15 protein-coding genes and 1 pseudogene are annotated in these 19,635 nt (G+C 63.5%); 9 read left to right on the top strand and 7 right to left on the bottom strand.

Translation table 11 applies throughout. The features are described from left to right. Positions 1 to 69: 69 nt before the first annotated feature. Positions 70 to 1,689 (top strand): methyl-accepting chemotaxis protein, encoded by a 1,620-nt coding sequence (locus AC07P1_RS26435; protein WP_494698633.1) that lies wholly within the window; start codon positions 70 to 72, stop codon positions 1,687 to 1,689. Positions 1,690 to 1,765: 76 nt separating this feature from the next. On the opposite strand, the gene AC07P1_RS26440 is transcribed toward AC07P1_RS26435, so the two are convergent. Continuing rightward, on the bottom strand, positions 1,766 to 3,346 hold the full coding sequence (locus AC07P1_RS26440) for an isocitrate lyase (RefSeq protein WP_494698634.1): 1,581 nt from the start codon (positions 3,344 to 3,346) through the stop codon (positions 1,766 to 1,768). A gap of 489 nt (positions 3,347 to 3,835) precedes the next feature. Here AC07P1_RS26440 and AC07P1_RS26445 point away from each other — a divergent pair, with 489 nt between their 5' ends. Continuing rightward, on the top strand, positions 3,836 to 5,353 hold the full coding sequence (locus AC07P1_RS26445) for a family 43 glycosylhydrolase (protein ID WP_494698635.1): 1,518 nt from the start codon (positions 3,836 to 3,838) through the stop codon (positions 5,351 to 5,353). Between the two features lie 96 nt (positions 5,354 to 5,449). Here the strand turns inward: AC07P1_RS26445 and AC07P1_RS26450 are convergent, their stop codons facing one another. After that, positions 5,450 to 7,141 carry a GH39 family glycosyl hydrolase gene (locus AC07P1_RS26450; protein ID WP_494698636.1) on the bottom strand — a complete coding sequence of 564 codons (1,692 nt, stop codon included), beginning with the start codon at positions 7,139 to 7,141 and terminating at the stop codon, positions 5,450 to 5,452. Positions 7,142 to 7,329: 188 nt separating this feature from the next. On the opposite strand from AC07P1_RS26450, the gene AC07P1_RS26455 reads away from it, so the two are divergent. Both AC07P1_RS26455 and AC07P1_RS26460 read left to right on the top strand, forming a co-directional pair. Beyond that, positions 7,330 to 8,169, top strand: a complete 840-nt coding sequence (locus AC07P1_RS26455) for a class I SAM-dependent methyltransferase (RefSeq protein ID WP_494698637.1) — start codon at positions 7,330 to 7,332, stop codon at positions 8,167 to 8,169. Positions 8,170 to 8,216: 47 nt separating this feature from the next. Further along, a pseudogene (locus tag AC07P1_RS26460) lies at positions 8,217 to 8,363 on the top strand (helix-turn-helix domain-containing protein); the annotation flags it as partial. A gap of 17 nt (positions 8,364 to 8,380) precedes the next feature. Here AC07P1_RS26460 and AC07P1_RS26465 read toward each other — a convergent pair. After that, a complete protein-coding gene (locus AC07P1_RS26465) occupies positions 8,381 to 9,730 on the bottom strand; it encodes a methyl-accepting chemotaxis protein (protein WP_494698638.1) in 1,350 nt (449 codons plus the stop codon). A gap of 191 nt (positions 9,731 to 9,921) precedes the next feature. Continuing rightward, positions 9,922 to 10,950, bottom strand: a complete 1,029-nt coding sequence (locus AC07P1_RS26470) for an SDR family oxidoreductase (RefSeq protein ID WP_494698639.1) — start codon at positions 10,948 to 10,950, stop codon at positions 9,922 to 9,924. Positions 10,951 to 11,088: 138 nt separating this feature from the next. Here AC07P1_RS26470 and AC07P1_RS26475 point away from each other — a divergent pair, with 138 nt between their 5' ends. After that, a complete protein-coding gene (locus tag AC07P1_RS26475; RefSeq protein WP_494698640.1) occupies positions 11,089 to 11,697 on the top strand; it encodes a TetR/AcrR family transcriptional regulator in 609 nt (202 codons plus the stop codon). Between the two features lie 18 nt (positions 11,698 to 11,715). Here the strand turns inward: AC07P1_RS26475 and AC07P1_RS26480 are convergent, their stop codons facing one another. Continuing rightward, a complete protein-coding gene (locus AC07P1_RS26480; protein WP_494698641.1) occupies positions 11,716 to 12,486 on the bottom strand; it encodes a ParA family protein in 771 nt (256 codons plus the stop codon). Positions 12,487 to 12,612: 126 nt separating this feature from the next. Between AC07P1_RS26480 and AC07P1_RS26485 the strand changes: the two genes are divergently transcribed. Further along, the gene (locus tag AC07P1_RS26485; protein WP_494698642.1) at positions 12,613 to 13,746 is read left to right on the top strand and encodes a branched-chain amino acid ABC transporter substrate-binding protein; all 1,134 of its coding nucleotides are present in this window, start codon (positions 12,613 to 12,615) and stop codon (positions 13,744 to 13,746) included. Here the strand turns inward: AC07P1_RS26485 and AC07P1_RS26490 are convergent. Further along, on the bottom strand, positions 13,743 to 15,107 hold the full coding sequence (locus tag AC07P1_RS26490; RefSeq protein ID WP_494698643.1) for a sensor domain-containing protein: 1,365 nt from the start codon (positions 15,105 to 15,107) through the stop codon (positions 13,743 to 13,745). The genes AC07P1_RS26485 and AC07P1_RS26490 overlap by 4 nt on opposite strands. Positions 15,108 to 15,404: 297 nt before the next feature. Here AC07P1_RS26490 and AC07P1_RS26495 point away from each other — a divergent pair, with 297 nt between their 5' ends. Together AC07P1_RS26495 and AC07P1_RS26500 are read left to right on the top strand one after the other, a co-directional pair. Beyond that, a complete protein-coding gene (locus AC07P1_RS26495) occupies positions 15,405 to 16,280 on the top strand; it encodes a bile acid:sodium symporter family protein (protein ID WP_494698644.1) in 876 nt (291 codons plus the stop codon). A 295-nt stretch (positions 16,281 to 16,575) separates the two neighbouring features. Continuing rightward, positions 16,576 to 17,475 (top strand): LysR family transcriptional regulator, encoded by a 900-nt coding sequence (locus tag AC07P1_RS26500; RefSeq protein WP_494698645.1) that lies wholly within the window; start codon positions 16,576 to 16,578, stop codon positions 17,473 to 17,475. Between the two features lie 641 nt (positions 17,476 to 18,116). Here the strand turns inward: AC07P1_RS26500 and AC07P1_RS26505 are convergent. After that, the gene (locus tag AC07P1_RS26505; RefSeq protein ID WP_494698646.1) at positions 18,117 to 18,413 is read right to left on the bottom strand and encodes a hypothetical protein; all 297 of its coding nucleotides are present in this window, start codon (positions 18,411 to 18,413) and stop codon (positions 18,117 to 18,119) included. 69 nt (positions 18,414 to 18,482) lie between these two features. Here AC07P1_RS26505 and AC07P1_RS26510 point away from each other — a divergent pair. Then, positions 18,483 to 19,570 (top strand): IS3 family transposase gene (locus AC07P1_RS26510; protein WP_494698647.1). Its coding sequence is split into 2 segments (ribosomal slippage): positions 18,483 to 18,744 and positions 18,744 to 19,570, totalling 1,089 coding nucleotides; the frame shifts between segments, so codons are not numbered across the junction. The last annotated feature ends 65 nt before the right edge of the window (positions 19,571 to 19,635 follow it).

The raw sequence follows: 19,635 nt of genomic DNA on the forward strand, positions 1-19,635 counted from the left end.
TCATTATTAATTTCCTTGCATAAATATCCGCTCCGGCCCGCCGCGTCCCCACCTATTCAGAAAGAAGACATGAAATTCGCCAACCTCAAGATCGGAACCCGGCTCGCGGGCGCTTTCGCGGCGCTGTTGCTGCTGTTACTCGTGGTCGCCTATATCGGATGGTCGTCGCTGGCCGGCACCAAGCGGAATATCGATGTGATCATCGATGAAAATATTCAAAAGGTGGACGCCGCCACCGATATCCAACGCGAACTGAACATGTGCGCGCGCGCGGTGCGGAATTACATCCTGTTTACCGACGGCGAGAGTAAAAAGCAGATGCTGGGCCGCTTGAACCAGGCCGGTCAAAACATGGCGGAACCGGTCGAGCGCCTGCAGCGGCTGGTGAGCACCGACCGCGGCCAGCAACTCGCGGCCGAGATCGTCCGCAGCCGGGCCGCCGTGCTCCCGCTGTTCCACCACGTCGTCGCGCTGGTCGACGCCGGCAAAACCGGGGAGGCGGTGCTGTTCCTGAAAACGGCGGTGCAAGATCCGCAGGACCGGCTGTTCGCGGCCATCGCCGAGATGATCGCCATGCAGCAGCGGTTCACCGGCGAGGCGAAGGAGCGGATGAACCAGCAATACGATTTTGCCGTGCGCGCGCTGCTGGCCTCGGCCATCGTGGCGATCGCCGCCGGCGCCGTCCTGGCCTGGTCGATCACCCGCTCGATCACCGTGCCCATCGGGCGCGCGGTCGACGTGGCGCGCACCGTCGCCGCCGGCGATTTGACCAGCGTCATCGAGGACGGGGCGGGCGACGAGACCGGGCAGTTGCTCGACGCGCTCAGGACCATGAACGCCAACCTGGTCAATATCGTCACCGAGGTGCGCGCCGGCACCGACACCATCGCCACCGCGTCGGCCCAGATCAGCAGCGGCAATCTCGACCTGTCCTCGCGCACCGAGGAACAAGCCAGTTCGCTGGAGGAAACCGCCTCGTCCATGGAGGAATTGACGTCCACGGTCAACCGGAACGCCGACAACGCGCGGCAGGCCAACCAGTTGGCGGTGTCGGCCTCCGAGGTGGCGATCGAGGGCGGCGCAGTGATGGCGCAGGTGGTGGACACGATGGGCTCCATCCACGGCTCGGCCGACAAGATCGTCGACATCATCGCCGTCATCGACGGCATCGCGTTCCAGACCAATATCCTGGCGCTGAACGCGGCCGTGGAGGCGGCCCGCGCCGGCGAGCAGGGCAAAGGCTTCGCCGTCGTCGCCACCGAGGTGCGCAACCTGGCCCAGCGCTCGACCGTGGCCGCCAAGGAAATCAAGGCCTTGATCGGCGACTCGGTGGAAAAGGTCGAGCTGGGCACGAGGCTGGTCGACAAGGCCGGCACGACCATGCAAGCCATCGTCGCCAGCATCCGCAGCGTCACCGACATCATGGGCGAGATCACGGCCGCCAGCCAGGAGCAGGCCGCCGGCATCGAGCAGATCAACCAGGCCATCACGCAGATGGACGACGTCACCCAGCAAAACGCGTCGCTGGTGGAAGAGGCCGCCGCCGCGTCGCAGTCGTTGCAGGACCAGGCCGGCAGCCTGTCGAGGGCGGTCAGCGTGTTCAACACCGGCGCGGCGCGGATGGAGGGCGCGCGGTCGCGCACGGCCCCGGCGGCCAAGGCGCCGGCGCCGGCGTTACTGTACTCATAAAAAAAACGCCAACCGGCGACGGTTGGCGTTTCGCCGCCGGCGCGCAGCGCGCCGGCCTTTACACGAGAAGCGGGTCTCAGAACTGGTTCATGGTGTTGTCCTTGCCGGCCGCCTTCAGCGCGGCCTCGCCGCTGAAGTAATCCTTGTGGTCGTCGCCGATGTCCGAGCCGGACATGTTCTGGTGCTTGACGCAGGCGATGCCCTGGCGGATTTCCTTGCGCTGCACGCCGGCCACGTAACCGAGCATGCCTTGCTCGCCGAAGTATTCCTTGGCCAGGTTGTCGGTCGACAGCGCGGCGGTGTGGTAGGTCGGCAATGTGATCAGGTGGTGGAAGATGCCCGCTTCGCGGGCCGCGTCGGCCTGGAAGGTGCGGATCTTCTCGTCGGCGGTGATGGCCAGTTCGCTCTGGTCGTATTCCACGCTCATCAGCTTGCTGCGTTCGTAGGACGACACGTCCTTGCCCGCTTCCTTCATCGCGTCGTACACCTGCTGGCGGAAGTTCAGGGTCCAGTTGAACGACGGGCTGTTGTTGTAGACCAGCTTGGCGTTCGGGATCACCTTGCGGATTTCGCTGACCATGCCGCCGATCTGCGAGATGTGCGGTTTTTCGGTTTCGATCCACAGCAGGTCGGCGCCGTTTTGCAGCGAGGTGATGCAGTCGAGCACGCAGCGCGCCTCGCCGGTGCCGGCGCGGAACTGGAACAGGTTGCTCGGCAGGCGCTTCGGACGCAGCAGCTTGCCGTCGCGCTTGATGATGACGTCGCCGTTGCCCAGCGCGTCGGCCGACACTTCCTCGCAATCGAGGAAGGCGTTGTACTGGTCGCCCAGGTCGCCAGGGGCGGCGGTGACGGCGATCTGCTTGGTCAGGCCGGCGCCCAGCGAGTCGGTGCGGGCGACGATGACGCCGTCGTCCACGCCCAGTTCCAGGAAGGCGTAGCGGATGGCGCGGATCTTGGCCAGGAAGTCCTCGTGCGGCACGGTGACCTTGCCGTCCTGGTGGCCGCATTGCTTCTCGTCGGAGACCTGGTTCTCGATCTGGATGCAGCAGGCGCCCGCCTCGATGAACTGCTTGGCCAGCAGATAGGTCGCCTCGGCGTTGCCGAAGCCGGCGTCGATGTCGGCGATGATCGGCACCACGTGGGTGATGTGGTTGTCGATCTTGTCCTGGATGGCGGCCTTGGCCGGGCCTTCGGCGGCGTCCAGTTCACGGAACAGGCCGCCCAGTTCGCGCGCGTCGGCCTGGCGCAGGAAGGTGTAGAGCTCCTTGATCAGCGCGGTGACGGCGGTTTTCTCGTGCATCGACTGGTCCGGCAGCGGGCCGAACTCGGAGCGCAGCGCGGCGACCATCCAGCCCGACAGGTAGAGGTAGCGGCGGTCGGTGCTGTTGAAGTGCTTCTTGATCGAGATCATCTTCTGCTGGCCGATGAAACCGTGCCAGCAACCCAGCGACTGGGTGTACTTGGACGAGTCGGCATCGTAGGCGGCCATGTCGGCGCGCATGATCTTGGCGGTGTACTTGGCGATGTCCAGGCCGGTCTTGAACTTGTTCTGCGCGCGCATGCGGGCGGCCGACTCCGGATTGATGGCGTTCCAGGCGCTGCCTTGTTGTTCTTTTAAACCGGCAACTGCCTTGATGTCGTCTTGGTATTGGGACATGTGTATCTCCTGAGAAAAAAGCGCGTTTGGGAAAATCGTCGGGTTCCGCCGTGGTTTCAATCGCGAACTCCATGACTAAATAGTAGGGTATTTTGGTGCGTTGCATCAAGGTCTTATATAAGACATATGACATAAATTAATTCGTTTTATTTCAATGGCTTGGGCTGTGAATTTTGGCATGTGAAACCAACTTTCAAAAAATGATATGGCTGGGTCTGTATGAATTGCGGCGCGATCCCGCGATATGAAACGGGGTTTCAGCTGTTGAGTGAAAAGGGGTTGCGGGCCGCCACACCTCGTTGGTTTTCATATCGAAACCCGTATCGGCGCCGCTGAAAATGTGATTGGAGGGATGGTCGGGCGCCCGGTAGCATGGGCTGGCAATAATAAAAAATCGACACACGCGGTTCGGAGCAGGGGGGCTTCCCTCGGCAAGAACGGTTTCATGCATTGCTCCGGACTACCTGATGACTACCTTTGGAGACAATAATGAAACGCATACTTTTGTGGCTGACCCTGCTCGCCGGGTTGGCCGGCCCCGCCTTTTCCGCGCACGCCGCGATCACGATGAACACCAGCGTGCAATACAAGATCAAGAACGCCGCCAGCGGGCTGGTGCTGGGCATAGACGGCGCCAGCCAGGCCGCCGGCGCCAAGGTGGTCCAGTGGGCCGACAACGGCACCACCGACCACCTGTGGCATTTCATGCCGATGGGGAACGGCGAGTACAACATCGAGAACATGCTGACGCACCAGGTGCTGGGCGTGTCGAGCGCCTCCACCGCCGACGGCGCGCAGATTGTCCAGTGGGCCGACAGCGGCACGCGCGACCACCTGTGGACCGTCACCCAGGCCGCCAGCGGCAACTTCCTGATCCAGAACGTCAACAGCGGCAAGTATCTCGAGGTGTTCCAGGCCAGTAACCTGAACACCGCCACCATCGACCAGTGGGGCTTGACCGGCTGCGCCTGCCAGGAGTGGCAGCTGGTGAACACCCAGGTGCGTCCGTATCCGTTGCCGCGCGCCGTCAGCGGCAACGGCCGCTTCGTCCACGATCCCTACATGCTGAGGGATTCGGGCGGGACCTACTGGCTGTATGGCAGCCACCAGACCCTGGCCACCTCCACCGACCTCAACACCTTCACGCCGTACACCAACTGCACCACGGCGCAGAAGGGCGGCTATGCGACCTGCCCGTCGATCGGGCCGGATTTTCCGTCATGGAGCGGCCTGCAGACGCCGAAGGGTTGGAACAACGGCGCCAACACCGACATCTGGGCGCCGAGCCTGATGGTGGTGAACGGCACCTACTACCAGTACTACTCGATCCCGTACCTGCCGAGCACGCAGGCCAAGGCGCTGATCGGCGTCGCCACCAGTTCCGCGCCGCAAGGACCATGGACCGACAAGGGCGTCGTCACCCGATCCTGGACCAGCAACGACACGCCGCCGGCCGGTTTCAAGAAGACCACCGACAACGCGATCGATCCGGCGCCGTTCCGCGACGCCAGTGGCAACTGGTGGATGACGTGGGGCTCGTGGACCGACGGCCTGCATCTGATGCAACTCAATCCGGCCACCGGCCTGCAGTCGACCACCAACACCACCGTCTATACGATCGCGCGGCGCGGCTCGCCGACGTCGGCCGTCGAGGGGCCGTTCATCTATTACTACAACGGCTATTACTACTTCTTCGCGCCGATCAACGTTTGCTGCAACGCCAGCTCGCCGTACCGCACGATCGTGGGCCGTTCGACCAGCGTGACCGGGCCGTATGTGGATCGCGGCGGTGTGCCGCTGACCTCCGGCGGCGGCACGATTCTGCTCAGCACCCACGGCAATGTGATCGGCCCCGGCGGCGGCAGCGTGTTCACCGATGCGGGCAACAACAACCGGCCGACGTTTGTTTATCACTATTACGATGGCAATAACGGCGGCGCGGCGACCTTGGGCATCAATCCGCTCGGCTTCACCTCGGATGGCTGGCCGTTCGTGATCGCGAACTAGGTCGCCGGCTTCGTCCGGACGCATGCGCCGCCGGTGGCGCATGCACGGCGGATTACGGCGTGCCGCCTAATCCGCCCTACGTGGATCTGTGGTTTTTTACTTGTAGCTGAGGATGACCAGCGATACCGCTTGGCGCGGTAGTTGCATCTTCACCAGGGCGCTGCCGTTTTGCGTTTTTACCGTCGACGTCGCGCCCACTTGCGCCAGTTCGCTGGCTTTCTGCAGTTCGGCGATTTGCGCCGGTGTCGGATTGGCCGGCGCGCCCATGCGCTTCCACGCGGTGTAGGAATTGCTGGTGTCGTTGTCGACGCGGTAATGACGCAGCCGCACCTGCTTGGCGGGTATGCCGGCGATGCGCAGCTCCACCGGCGAGCCGGCGTCGATGACGTCGTCGTCGTGGTAGTTCCACACCATCACCGCGATGCTGTTTTTGTCCCTGGTCGCCAGCGCGTTGATGTCGGTGCGCGGGCCGCGCACGCCGTCGGCCATGATGCGCGCCGCGTCGTAGGCCTGGTCGCCGCCGACCGCCACCCGCTCGCCCTTCATCATGCCGAACATGCGGAACACGTTGAGCACCGGCTTGTTGACGCCGTTGGTGGCGAGGTCGCGGAAACCGGCGAACCAGGGCTGGTCTTCGAACTCGAACGACCAGTTGACGGCGCCGATCAGGTTGACGCCGCGCCTGGCCGCCAGATCGAACTCGCGCGCGATCGAGGCCGCCGTATAGCTCGAATACAGGGTGCCGTTGCGGTAGGCGTTTTCCGGGTTGGTCTGCATGCCGCAGGCGGCGCAGCCTTCCGGATCGGATTCGCCGATGATCACCGGAATGCCTTTGAGCTCGGGATATTTCTCCACCAGCGCGAAGCCCTCGTCGAGGCGCTTGAAATGCGTGTTCATGCCCATGCGCACCACGCCGTCGACCAGCTTGGGCGCACCCTTGGCGTGGAAGGCGACGAAGTCCAGCGGCGAGCCGGTCTTGCCGGTCGCGTGGTTTTTGCCGCGCAGGACGTGCTCCAGAAAGTCGTCCATGAAGCGTCCGGCGCCGGCCGTGTGCGGTCCGCCCATGCGCGCCGTCGGCAGCGCGCGCTTGACGGCGTCGGCGGCGTAGTCGTACATCTTGAAGTATTCGAGCTTGGTGTCCGGCGCGATCAGGTAGTGGCCGTCCGGCTCGTTCCACACTTCCCAGTACCAGCTCTCCACTTCCTTCTGCCCGTAGCGCGCCACGCTGTGCCTGACCCATTGATAGATCAGCTCGGCCCACTTGTCGTAGTCGTTGGGCGGCGTGGCCCAGCCGGTCATGATCTCCTCGTAGCGCGTGCCGGGCTTCCACTGGTGCTGATAGGGGTGCGGGCGCTGCGACAGCGCCTGCGGCATGAAGCCGATCTGCGCCAGCGGCTTCATGCCGCGCTCGATATAGGTGTCGAAGATCTGGTCGACGATGGTCCAGTTGTAGACCGGCTTGCCGTCCTTGTCCTCGCTGTACATACCGGTGGAACCCCATTTAAGCGCGTAGCTGCCGTCGCCCGAGGTCATCAGGTTGTGGGCGCGCACATACACCGGGACCGGGCTCAGCGCCGCGATGTCGCTGAGCAGCTTCTTGCCGTTGGGCGCGGTGGTGTAGTTGGGTTCGTCGTAGCCGAACCAGGCCCAGATCGGCGTCATCGGCCCCTGGACCTTGGCGGCGTCGACGGTCAGCTTGACCGGGGCCGCATTGGAAGGGGAGGGGGCGGCGGCAACGCACAGTTGCGCGCCGGCCGCGAGGCTCAGGGCGGTAAGTAGTCTCTTCATATTATTCTCTCGTCGGAACGGGGTTGTTGGGCGACGGTAGGCCGATACGGGCCGGCGGTCCAATGAAATTTCCACCGGCAGGCATATCGAATTGGATATCGGCCCGACGGGTGTTTGGCATTGCGTCGGCACGCACGGAACGCGCCTGGCCGCCGCGTGTCAAACAGGATTTACGCAAGGAGACCATGATGAGCGCATCCAATTCCACCGCCACGCCCGACCTCGCCGCCGTCAAGCAGCGGCAGCAGGCCACCTGGGCCAGCGGCGATTTCGCCGTGGTCGGCGTCACGCTGCAGATCGTCGGCGAATCGCTGGCCGAGGCGGTCGATCTGCGCGCCGGCGAAAAGGTGATCGACATCGCCGCCGGCAACGGCAACGCCACGCTGGCTGCGGCGCGCCGCTTTGCCAGGGTGACGTCCACCGATTATGTGCCGGCCTTGCTGGAGAAGGGGCGGGCGCGCGCCGCCGCCGAGGGGCTGGAGGTCGAGTTCCGCGAAGCCGACGCCGAAAACCTGCCGTACGCCGATGGCGCGTTCGACGTCGCGCTATCGACGTTCGGCGCCATGTTCGCCCCGGACCACGCGCGCACCGCCGGCGAGATGCTGCGCGTGGTGCGTGGCGGCGGGCGCATCGGGCTGGCCAACTGGACGCCGGCCGGCGTCATCGGCCAACTCTTCAAGGTGGTCGGCGCGCATGTGCCGCCGCCGGCGGGCGTGCAGTCGCCGCTGTTGTGGGGCACGGAGGCGCACCTGCGCGAGTTGTTCGGCGACCAGGCCGGGCGCATCGACATCACGTCCCGGATGTTCAACTTCCGCTACGCTTCCCCCCGGCACTGGCTGCAAGTGTTCCGCGATTTCTACGGACCGACGCACAAGGCGTTCGCCGCGCTCGATCCGCCCGGCCGGCAGGCGCTCGAACGCGATCTGCTCGACTTGCTGGAGCGGGTGAACATCGCCGGGCCGTCGTCGCTGGTCGCGCCGGCCGAGTATCTGGAGGTGGTCGTCACCACGAAGGGTGCGGCGCACTAAACACCGGCTAGTACAGGTCGTGGCGTACCGAGTGGTCGTAGTGCTGGTTGATGCGGTCGCTGGAGAGGCTTGCCGAGGGCATGCCGGTGCAGGCCGTCGCCTTCGACCTGGGCTATTCCAGCGCGAGCGCCTTCATCAGCCTATTCAAGCGGACCTTCGGCCAAACGCCCGCCGCCCACGGGCGCGGCCGCTGAAGCGCCAGCCGATCAAATCACGCTCGCCGCGACAGGTCGGCCGCCTTCATCAGCCGCGCCAGTTCGACCGCGTTGGCCTGCATGCTGCCGGCCGCGCCGGCCGCCTGCTGCACCAGGGCCGCGTTGAGTTGGGTGACCTGATCCATGCCGGCGATGACCTGGTGCACGTGCGCGATGCCTTCGCTCTGGCGCTGGCTGGCGGTGGAGATCTCGCCCATGATATCGGCCACCTGCTTGACCGAGTTCACCAACAGCTCCATGGTCTGGCCGGTTTCGTCGACCAGCTTGCCGCCGGTCTCGACCTTCTCCACCGAGGCGCCGATCAAGTCCTTGATTTCCTTGGCGGCGCTGGCGCTGCGCTGCGCCAGATTGCGCACCTCGCTGGCGACCACCGCGAAGCCCCGGCCCTGTTCGCCGGCGCGCGCGGCCTCCACGGCGGCGTTCAACGCCAGGATATTGGTTTGGAAGGCAATGCCGTCGATGACGCCGATGATGTCGACGATCTTGCGCGAACTCTCCCGGATGGCGCCCATCGTTCCCACCACTTGCGACACCATTTCGCCGCCCCGGACCGCCACCGACGAGGCGGCCACCACCAGTTGCTGGGCTTCGCGGGCGTCGGTGGCGTTTTGCTTGACCGTGCCGCTGAGGCGGTCGATCGCGTCGACGGTCTCCACCAGGCTGGCCGCCTGCGATTCCGTGCGCGCGGACAGGTCGTTGTTGCCGACGCTGATTTCCTGCGCGGCGGACGTGATGGCGTCGATGCCGACCTGCGCTTGTTCGACCGTGGAGCGCATGCTGTCGAAGCTGCGCTGCAGAGCCTGCTGTCCCCGGGCGGCGTCCAGTTGGTTCTTTTTCAGCATGATGGCGAGGTAGCACAGCGCGGCCGATTCGATCACCACATAGGTCGCATGCACCAGGATGATGCCGAAGCGGGGCTTGGTCAGGCACATGACGCCGTAGCCGAGCTCCTGCAACTGGTTGAACGACAGGTGGTGCAGCGCCACGGTGGCGGCGGCGGCGATGATGACGCGCCAATCCTGATAGAACACCAGGAAGGCCAGCAGCACGAAGATGCCGAAATGCAGCTCCTCCATGCCGTTGGCCTGGTGGATGTTGAGCGCGCAAAACACCATCGTCGACACGCCGACCGACAGCCGGGTGGCCACGGCGTGCGGGCGGATGAAGATCAGCGCGGACGGGATCAGCGCCGCCGTCGCGCCCACCAGCACAGCCGCTTGCCAGGTGTCGTGCCATGCGGCGAGCCCGAGCGAGAATCCGAACAAGAGCCAGAGCACGGGCAGGAAGAACTTGTTGACGGTGCTGATGTGTTGCTGCTGTTGCGTTAGCAGATGGTCGGTGGACATGGCGGTTCCCGGGATGGCGCTGGCCACCCGTGCTCCCGGGTGGATGACTTATAGTCTCTTCATTTTAATGTCGCCTGGAAATTTTTAGCAATGTTTGCCGGATGATAAACGCGGGACCTTGCGTTGAACGCGCAAGCTGTCGGTTTTTCGCGTCAGTCTGTATGGGACAACGCTGGCTGGCCGCGCCCGCGTCAGCACCAGCCGTTGTTGCGATACCAATTCACGGTGTCGGCGACGGTTTGTTCAAGCGGCCTGAACTTCAGTGCCAGTTCGCGCTCGCTCTTGCTGTGGTTGAAATGGGTGCGCCCGGCTTCCTTCACCATCAGCCGCACCGTGGCCAGACTGAGCAGGATAGGCCGGCCGCTGATGCGGGCGTAAATTTCCTGTACCGCCGCCAGCGCGTACAACAGCGGCAAAGGCAGGGCGCGCGTGGGCGTTTTGACGTTGGCGATCTTGCCCAGCAACGGCACCAGCTGCGACATCGTCATGTGGCGGCCCGCCGCCAGATAGCGCTCTCCGCGTTGCCCTTGCAGCGCCGCCGCGAGATGCGCCTGCGCCACGTCGCGCGCGTCGACCACGGAAAAACTGCCGGGCACCAGTCCCGGCAATTTGCCCCGCACGACGTCGTTGACGAATTGTCCGGACGAGGTCGGGCCGATGTCGGCCGGGCCCCACATCCAGCCGGGCAGCACCAGGCTGGCATGCATGTCCGGGTGGCGCGTCAGGAAGCGCAGCACGGCGTGATCGGCCAGGATCTTGCTGCGGTAATAATCGTCGGCGTCGCCCAGCGCGCGCAGGCAGGTTTCGTCGATGGGGGCGCCCGGCTCGCCATTGAGCACGCCGATCGACGAGGTTTGGACGAAACGCCGGACGCCGGCGGCATAGGCCTGTTCGATCAGCGATTCGGTGCCATCGACATTGATGCGTTTGAGTTCCTGCCAGTGGCTGCCGCCCTTGTAGTTGTCCCGGAAGAAGGCCGCCGTGTGGAACACGACGTCGCACCCTTGCAGCTTGCCGGCGAAGGCGGGCACATCGGCCATGTCGCCCACCACCAGCTCGACCCTCTCCAGATCCGCGAATTGTTGCCGGCCCTTGTCTAACGAGCGCACCAGCGCCTTGACGGCGACGCCGCGCCAGACCAGTTCGCGCACCAGATTGTTGCCGAGCAGCCCGGTGGCGCCGGTGACGAAGGCGGATTTCAATGTGGTGTTATTTTCCATGTTAAGTCGGTTTCAAAGTTCAATTGAAATCTAGTTTGATGGATGAAAATCCAGATGTCAATTGATATCTGGATTTTGCGCTATCTGGAGTTCGTGTGATATCGTGCCGCCATGACTGAATCGACACCAAGAAAGCGCTTGAGCCGCGAGGAAAGCCAGGCACAGACCCGCGCGCGTCTGATCGGGACCGCGCGCCAGCTGTTTGTCGAGCGCGGCTATGGCGGAACATCGATCCGCGATATCGCCGATGGCGCCGGCTACTCGCAGGGCGCGTTCTACTCGAACTTCGCCAGCAAGGAGGACGTGCTGTTGGAATTGCTGAAAGGGCATATGGAGGCCGAGGGCGCGCAGCTTTCCAAAGTCATGGACAGTGGCGCGCGCGCGCCCGAAGAGATCTTCTTGGAACTGGAATCGTGGGCGGCCACCCTCAACCGCGACGCCAGCTGGTCCATGCTGTCGATCGAACTGCAGTTGCACGCCAACCGCAGCCCGACGTTCGCGGCCAAGTACCAGGCGGTGTGGGACGCTCACCGCGCCAGGCTCGGCGGCGTGGTCGGCAAGCTGTTCGCGATCCTGGGACGCACGCCGCCGGCCGAGCCGGAGGAGCTGGCGGCCGCTTTCATGGCGCTGGCGCATGGCCTGGCATTGCAAGGCATGGGGAACCGTCCCGATCCGTCGGGGCGGTTGATCGTGGTGTTTTTGCGCGGGCTGGTCGCCGGCGCCGGGTCGGCGGGCGCGACGCGCTAGCGGCCGCGAGCCGCCGCCTTACGCGGCCCGCAGCTCGCCATACAGCGCGAGGTACTCCTGGCTGAGCTTGTGGTTGCGGTCGAGGTGGATCATGGGCAGATTGCGCTCGTGCGATTCGCGGATGCGTATCGAGCTCGACAGCTTGTTGTCGAACACGGGCAAGCCTTCCTCCTTCAGTTGTTCGACCATGCGCTGCGGCAGCAGTGCCCGTGGTTGAAACTGGTTGACCACGATGCCCTCGATGTCCAGGTCGGCGTTGTGGTCGGCCTTGATCTCCTTGATGTTGTTGATCAGCGTGTACAGGGCCTGGCGTGAAAAATCGTCGCAGTCGAACGGGATCAGGCAGCTGTCGGCGGCGATCAGGGCGGACTGGCTGAAGAAATTATAGGCGGGCGGCGTATCGACAAAGATCTCGTCGTATTCCTTGTCCAGTTCGCGCAGCAGATCGCGCAGCTTGTAGATCTTGTTGCGTGATTCCAGCTTGGATTGCAGGTCGCCCAGCTCGGGGTGGGCCACGATGACGGACAGGTTGTCGAACGGCGTCGGGTGGACGTAGTGGCCGGGCGGCTGGGCGAACTGGCTGAAGCTGAGGACTTGTTCGAAGTAGGCGCCCAATGTCGGCGACGCGTCGCGCGCCGCCGCGCCCAGCAGGTAGCGGCTGGAATTGCACTGCGGGTCGATGTCGATCAGTAGCGTCCGCTTTCCCTGGCTGGCCGCGATGGCCGCGAGGTTCACCGCGATCGTCGACTTGCCCACACCACCTTTTTGATTGAAGATCACCCGTTTCATAGCTCGCCCATGTAGTGATGGAAATGTCATCATTCTAGAGCAAAGAGCAGGTGAGGGAACTTCGCTTGGCTGCGATCGTCCTGTTGGTTGCTAGAATGCGTGCATTACTCATACTCTGGAGCCGCGATGACGCGCATTCTTCCCCTGTTGCTCGGTGGCCTGTGGAGTTATGCCGTCATGGCACAGGACGTGGTAAAGATCGGCGTGGCGGGGCCGCTGTCCGGCGAGATCGCGCATCTGGGCAAAGCGATGGAAAATGGCGTGGCGCTGGCGATCGAGGATTTGAACGCCCGTGGCGTCACCATCGGCGGTCGCAAGGCGGTCTTCGTCATGCAAAGCGAGGATGACGCGGCCGATCCGAAACAAGGGACGGCCGTGGCGCAGAAACTGGTTGATGCTGGCGTGAAGGCGGTCATCGGCCACGCCAACTCCGGCACCACCGTGCCGGCGTCGCGCATCTACAACGCCGCCGGCGTCGTGCAGATCTCGCCCTCCGCCACCACTCCGGCATACACCCGGCAGAAATTCGCCGGCGCGTTTCGCGTGGTGGCCAACGACAACATGCTGGGCCGCTCGCTGGGCCGCTACGCGGTCAACGAACTGGGCGCGCGCCGGATCGCCGTCATCGACGACCGCTCCGCCTACGGGCAGGGCGTGGCGGACGAGTTCATCAAAAGCGCCGAGGCCAGTGTGCCGGGCCTGAAAATCATCGGCCGCGAATTCACCACCGCCAAGGCCAGCGATTTCAGCGCCATTCTGACCCGCATCCGTGCGAAGCAGCCGGACCTGGTGTTCTTCGGCGGCATGGACGCCACCGCCGGGGGCATGTTGCGCCAGATGAAGGCGCTGGGCATGTCGTCGCCTTTCATGGGCGGCGACGGCATCTGCACCGAAGCGCTGCCCACGCTCGCCGGCGGAAACGTGCGCGACGGCGCGGTCTACTGCGCCGAGGCCGGCGGCATCGATGCCGCGCACGAAAAATCCGTCAGCGAGTTCGTGGCCCGCTTCCACGCGCGCTTCCACAGCGATATCCAGACCTACGCCCCGCACGCCTACGACGCCACGATGACGGTGGCGGCGGCCATGCGGCAGGCCGGCTCCACCGATCCGGTCAAGTTCCTGCCGGTGCTGCGCCAGATCCAGTACCCCGGCCTGACCGGCACCATCCGCTTCGACGCCAACGGCGATCTACGCGACGGCGCGCTGACCGTTTCCACCTACCGCGCCGGCAAAAAAACCAAGCTGATCGTGCTGCGCTAAGTCGAACAAGGATTTTCAATCCCTGTCGCAGCCACCGCCGCGCTCGCCTTGACGGCGTACATCGCCTGATCCGCGTGCGACATCAACGCCTGCCGATTGTCGCCATGGTCCGGATAATGCGCCAGGCCGATGCTGACGGAGGCCAGCAGTTCGCTTCCCGCGCCCACCTCGATCGGCGCCGTCAGCGCCAGGTGTATCTTCTCCATCACCAGCTCGCCGTCCGAGGGCAGGGCGATATTTTCCAGCAGGACCACGAATTCGTCGCCGCCCAGGCGCGCCAGCGTGTCGGTCGTGCGCAGGCACGAAGCGATGCGGCGCGTGACCTGCAGCAGCAGCCGGTCGCCGCACGCGTGACCGTGGCGGTCATTGACATGTTTGAACCCGTTCAGGTCGATGAACAGCAGGGACATGCCCTCCTGCTGGCGCCGGGCACGGCCGAGGGAGGTGTCGAAGCGGTCGTGGAACAGGCGCCGGTTTGGCAGGCCTGTCAGTTCATCGTGCATGGCCATGAAACGCATTTGCGCATGCAGCCGCTGGCGCTGGATGGCGGCGGCGAGCTGGTGCGCCATGAATAGCAGCAAGTCGCGCTCGCGGACCACGTCGCAGGCGGCATGGATGTCGGTGTGCAGCACGATGGCGCCGACGATGCCCTCGGAGGTCGTCAGCGGTACCGCCAGCGCGCGCCCCGCCATGGCCTTCGCCGCGGCCTGCAATCGCGCCGGCAGGACCTCGGTGGTGCTAGCCAGCAGCAGCAGCGGCGCGGCGCGCCGGACCACTTCCTCGCATAGCAGCTGCATTAAGGATGCGTCGGGGGCCGTGCCGTGGCCCGCGTGATAGGTGAAGTGCAAGTGTTGGCCAGCAGTGTCGAGCAGGGCGACGCCAAACCCGGAGGCGGGCAGCAGCTCGACGAGGATCGCGTGGCTGCGCTGAAACAGGTGTGCCAGGTCGTCGCTCGCGTAAGCCGCCTCGGAGATGGCATAGAGCACCGACTGCATCGCCTGGGCCTGCTTCAGGGCCGTTATGTCGCGCGCGACCGCCACGCGCAGCTGATCGGGCTCGGACCAGCGCGCCGACCACATGATGTGGGCGATGCTCCCGTCCTTGCGCAGGTAGCGGTTTTCGAAATTGATATGGGACTTGCCATTCATGACGTTCTGCGCCGCAGCCAGCGTGCGCGCACGGTCCGCGGGCGCGACGAAATCGATCATGGCCTTGCCGATCATTTCCTGTGGGGTGTAGCCGAAGATACGTTCGCTGGCGGCGCTGACGAACACGAAACGTCCGCTGATATCGACCATGCAGACCGCGTCGAGCAGCAGGTCGGTAAAGTTGGCCATGGGGACGGCTACGCTAGGTTCCATATGTTCATTCTAACGGGCAATGTGCCGGAGAAGGACGAAATCGCAGCAATGACGGTAAACAAGAGGCCCACGCAACGTCGCCGGCGGCAGCGGCACGGCCAAGGTTGATGTGACGGAGGTGGCGGCGGCTGGTTTGACCCGCGCATAAGCGTTCGCGCTTCTTTGGGAACTTGTCTATTTACGGTAATTTATCCATAAAGAAAATTGAAATTGCTTTTTGTGTTTATGGCAATGCAACACTAAAGCACAGTATGATGTCTCCCCGTCATCGCCATTCAACCCCCACTGGAGAAACGCGTGCAAGGAGATCTGTTCTCATCGTTGCTGCTGCCGCTATCGCTGGCCCTCATCATGTTTTCGCTGGGACTGGGCCTCACCCCCGCCGACTTCGGCCGCATCGTGCGCCAGCCGCGCGCCCTGCTCGTTGGCGTGGTCTGCCATTTCATCCTTCTGCCGCTGGTCTGCTTCGCGATGATCAAGGTCAGCGGCATGGCCGGCGTGTTCGCGGTCGGGTTCATGATCCTCGCGGCAAGTCCGACCGGCACCACGTCCAATCTGCTGACCTACCTGGCGCGCGGCGACGTGGCGCTGGCGCTGAGCTTCACCGCCGTGGCCAGTGTGCTGACGATCTTCACCTTGCCGCTGATCGTCGCGTTCGCGCTGGACCACTTCGCCGGTTCGGCGCAGACGGTGCGCGCGCCGGCCGGGATGATGATGGCGCAAATCTTCATCATGCTGGGCCTGCCGGTGGCGATCGGCATGTTCGTGCGCCACCAATGGACGGCGCGCGCCTTGCGCCTCGAGCCGGTGGCGACCAGGATCGCCACGGTGCTGTTCATCATCATCGTGCTGGGCGCGGTGTCGAAGAACTGGGCGGCGCTGCGCGACAACTTCGGCACGTTGGCGCCGTTCGCCATTTCGCTGAACCTGCTGATGCTGGCGATCGGCTTCGGCGTGGCCCGGCTGGCTCGCCTGTCGCGCCAGCAATCGGTCACGCTCGGCATCGAGACGGCGGTGCAGAACGCGACCTTGGCCATGGTGATCGCCAGCACCGTGCTGAAGCAGGACCAGATGGCGGTGCCCGGCGCGCTGTACGGCGTGCTGATGTATGCGGGCGGTTTGCTGTTCGCCTGGCTGATGCGGCGTCAGGCGCTGAAGGCGGCGGTCAAATAGACCTGCGCCAGGGGCGCCGCTTGGTTCGTGGCGCATCACGCGGTTAGCGCAGCGTCACCGCAGCGTCACCCAGCGCCGCGTACGGCACGCTGGCCGGCGCTGGTCCGGCCCTTCGGCCGGATCGCTGTGTGACGGGCCGAGAACCCGACGGAGCCACTGGGCGATACGTTTCGCGATCTTCATCTTCACCTCCCCGGTCTAAAAGCTGTCAATAAGTTAATGGTAGAATTATTCTCCGCCGGTAACAATTGGCCCGCATGTGCATAGACTAGTTCCTGGGAATCACTAATAATCGATGAAACTGCTTCCTGAAATGGTGGTATTCGCCAAGGTTGTCGACCACAACGGCTTTGCCGCCGCCGGGCGCCAGTTGGGCATGACCGCGTCGGCGGTGAGCCGCTCCGTCGGCCGGTTGGAAGAGCACCTGGGGCAACGCCTGCTCAACCGCACGACGCGCTCGCTGTCCTTGACCGAAATGGGGACCGAGGTGTATGCCGACTGCGCCCGCATCGCCAGCGCCGCGCGTGACGTCGAAGCGCAGGCGGGACGCTATGCGACCCACCCGACGGGAACCTTGCGCATCAGCGCCCCCACGGTGTATGGCGATATCTGGCTGGCCCGCCAGTTGCCCGCCTTTTTGAGCCGGTGGCCGGACGTAAAGGTGGAAATTGAATTGACCGATCGCGTGGTCGATCTGGCCGAGGAGGGCGTCGACCTGGGCATTCGGGTGGCGATCCCGGCCACCCTGGCGCCGGGCGTGGTGGCGCGGCCGATTTGCCAGGTGGCCTACGTGATCGTTGCGTCGCCATCGTATTTGACTGCGCACGGCACGCCCGGTGAACCGGCGCACCTGTCACAGCATCGGTGTATTCAACTCGGTTTCGGCGCGCAGCGCAATCAGCTCGGCATGGCGCGTGGTGATGAAGCGCTGACGGTGGTGATCGACGGGCCGGTCAAGGTGAAGAGCAGCATGGCCCGACTCTCCCTGGTCGAGGGCGGTGCCGGCATAGGCATCCTTCCCGACTTCATCGCCGCTCCGGCCATTGGGTCCGGCGCCCTGGTGCGCCTGTTTTCCGATTGGCGACTGGTCGGCGCCTATGCCGACCGCACAGTGCACGCTGTCTATTCGCCTACCCGTCACTTGCCCCAAAAGGTGCGCGCGCTGATCGACCATCTGGTCGAGCAGAACGCGTGACCGCCGCGCCTGGGGCGTCATGCGGTTGCCTTCGCCCGGACTCCGGGTGTCATTTGTGCAGAAAGTAGCTGCCGAGCCGGTCTGAGGGCGGCGGAAAACGCGGCCGATTGGACGATTCGGTCGGAGGTTTGGCGGTGGTCATCTGCGCGGAGTACCGGAGATCGACCGGATACGAGAACTGCGCGGACGGGGGGAACAAAAACGCCGATCTGCATGGATCGGCGTTTCTTGAAGTATGTTCTTGGTGGCCCGGGGCGGAATCGAACCACCGACACAAGGATTTTCAAGTCGACCGTCGAGCCAAAAAAATACCCCCTAGACCGTGGAATAAACGTTCGTCCTGCACCCCGCAGTTTTCCATGAAACTAGACTAGTCGATCCTTCATCCAAGTTGACTGAACGGCTCCGCTGGCTGATCTGTCAGGGAGGAAGCACTTCAGATATCGTTCATTTCAACTTCGTCTGCAGCTCTTTTTCTCCTCGCGGACCGGACAAAGACCGGCGTTTTTCACGGCGACTAGCTGGTTGTGTCAGCAACATACCTGAACCGATATTTTTTTCGATGCCAGGGCTAGCCCCAAAGACTAGTATGAAGACCAGCAGTCGGCCGGCACCAATGGGTTCTTGACGAAATACTTACCTCAGCTGGAAAGATTTTTCCTGTAGGGCGAGTTCACGCCAAGCACCGCTTTGTCCGTTACTTCGCTGGAAACATACCTTCTAGTCAAGTTCACGTGCTCAGAGTTCTTCGTTCGGAGTCGTAGCCTGTAGTCGTTCGGTTCTCGGATGATCGCGAGGTCGTCATGATAATTTGGACCTTCTTCTACCCGAACTGCGGCCAGTTCAACTATTGTCCCTTCAGAGGGAAATTCATCTTCAAATGATTTTATTGCGTTCTCGATTACAAGCGCCGCATCTGCGATTGTTGGATCGATCATTTGGTAGTCCCCCCACAGAAAGAGCGTGTTTAGAAGTAGAATTTTCTACCTAAGAATAGAAAGCTCTACATGAAGACTTCCCGCTTTACCGACAGCCAGATCATCGCCATCCTGAAACAGGCCGAAGGTGGCTCGCCGATCCCCGAGCTGTGCCGTGAACACGGCATGAGCGCAGCCACCTTCTACAAGTGGCGCTCCAAGTTCGGCGGCATGGACGCCTCGCTGATGGCCCGCATGAAGGAGCTCGAAGACGAGAACCGACGGCTCAAGAAGATGTATGCCGAAGAGCGCCTCAAGGCCGAGATCGTGGCTGAGGCCCTCGCAAAAAAGTGGTAGCGCCATCTCGCCGACGTGAGATGGCGCGCAGCTTCGTTGACGCCGGCCGGGTGAGCAGCAGGACGGCGTGCCTGGCCTTTGGCATCAGCCAGACCTGCTTCCGCTACCAAGCCAAGCTGAACGCCGAAAACGAGGCCATCGCCGACTGGCTGATACGTCTGACGAACAACCAGCGCAATTGGGGCTTCGGCCTATGCTTCCTGTACCTGCGCAACGTGAAGGGCTTCAAGTGGAATCACAAGCGCGTCTACTGCATCTACCGTGAGCTGGAACTGAATCTGCGAATCAAACCGCGCCAACGCCTGGTGCGTGAGAAGCCGCTGCCGCTAGCGGTGCCCACAGCGATCAACCAGACCTGGTCGATGGACTTCATGCACGACCAACTGGCCGATGGGCGCAGCATTCGCCTGTTCAACGTCATCGACGACTTCAACCGCGAAGGCTTGATCATCGACGTCGATTTCTCGCTGCCTTCGGAGCGCATCGTCCGGTCACTAAACCAACTGATCGAATGGCGTGGCAAGCCGTGCGTGATCCGTTGCGACAACGGTCCCGAATACATCAGCGAGACGACCAAGACGTGGGCCGCCAAGCATGGCATCGAGATCGCGTTCATCCAGCCTGGACAGCCGCAGCAGAACGCCTACGTCGAGCGATACAACCGCACCGTCCGCTACGACTGGCTGGCACACCATCTGTTCGATTCCCTTGATGAAATTCAGGACTTTGCGACGCGCTGGTTATGGACTTACAATCACGACCGGCCACACATGGCCCTTGGAGGCATTACTCCGATTCAGAAATTGGCCTTCGCTGCATAACCTCTACTTTTAGCACGCTCTAGGAATGGGGGGATTACCATTTCCTCGACCGGCGTCTCTCCCGA

This window comes from Duganella sp. GW821-FHT07F09, assembly GCF_059418705.1.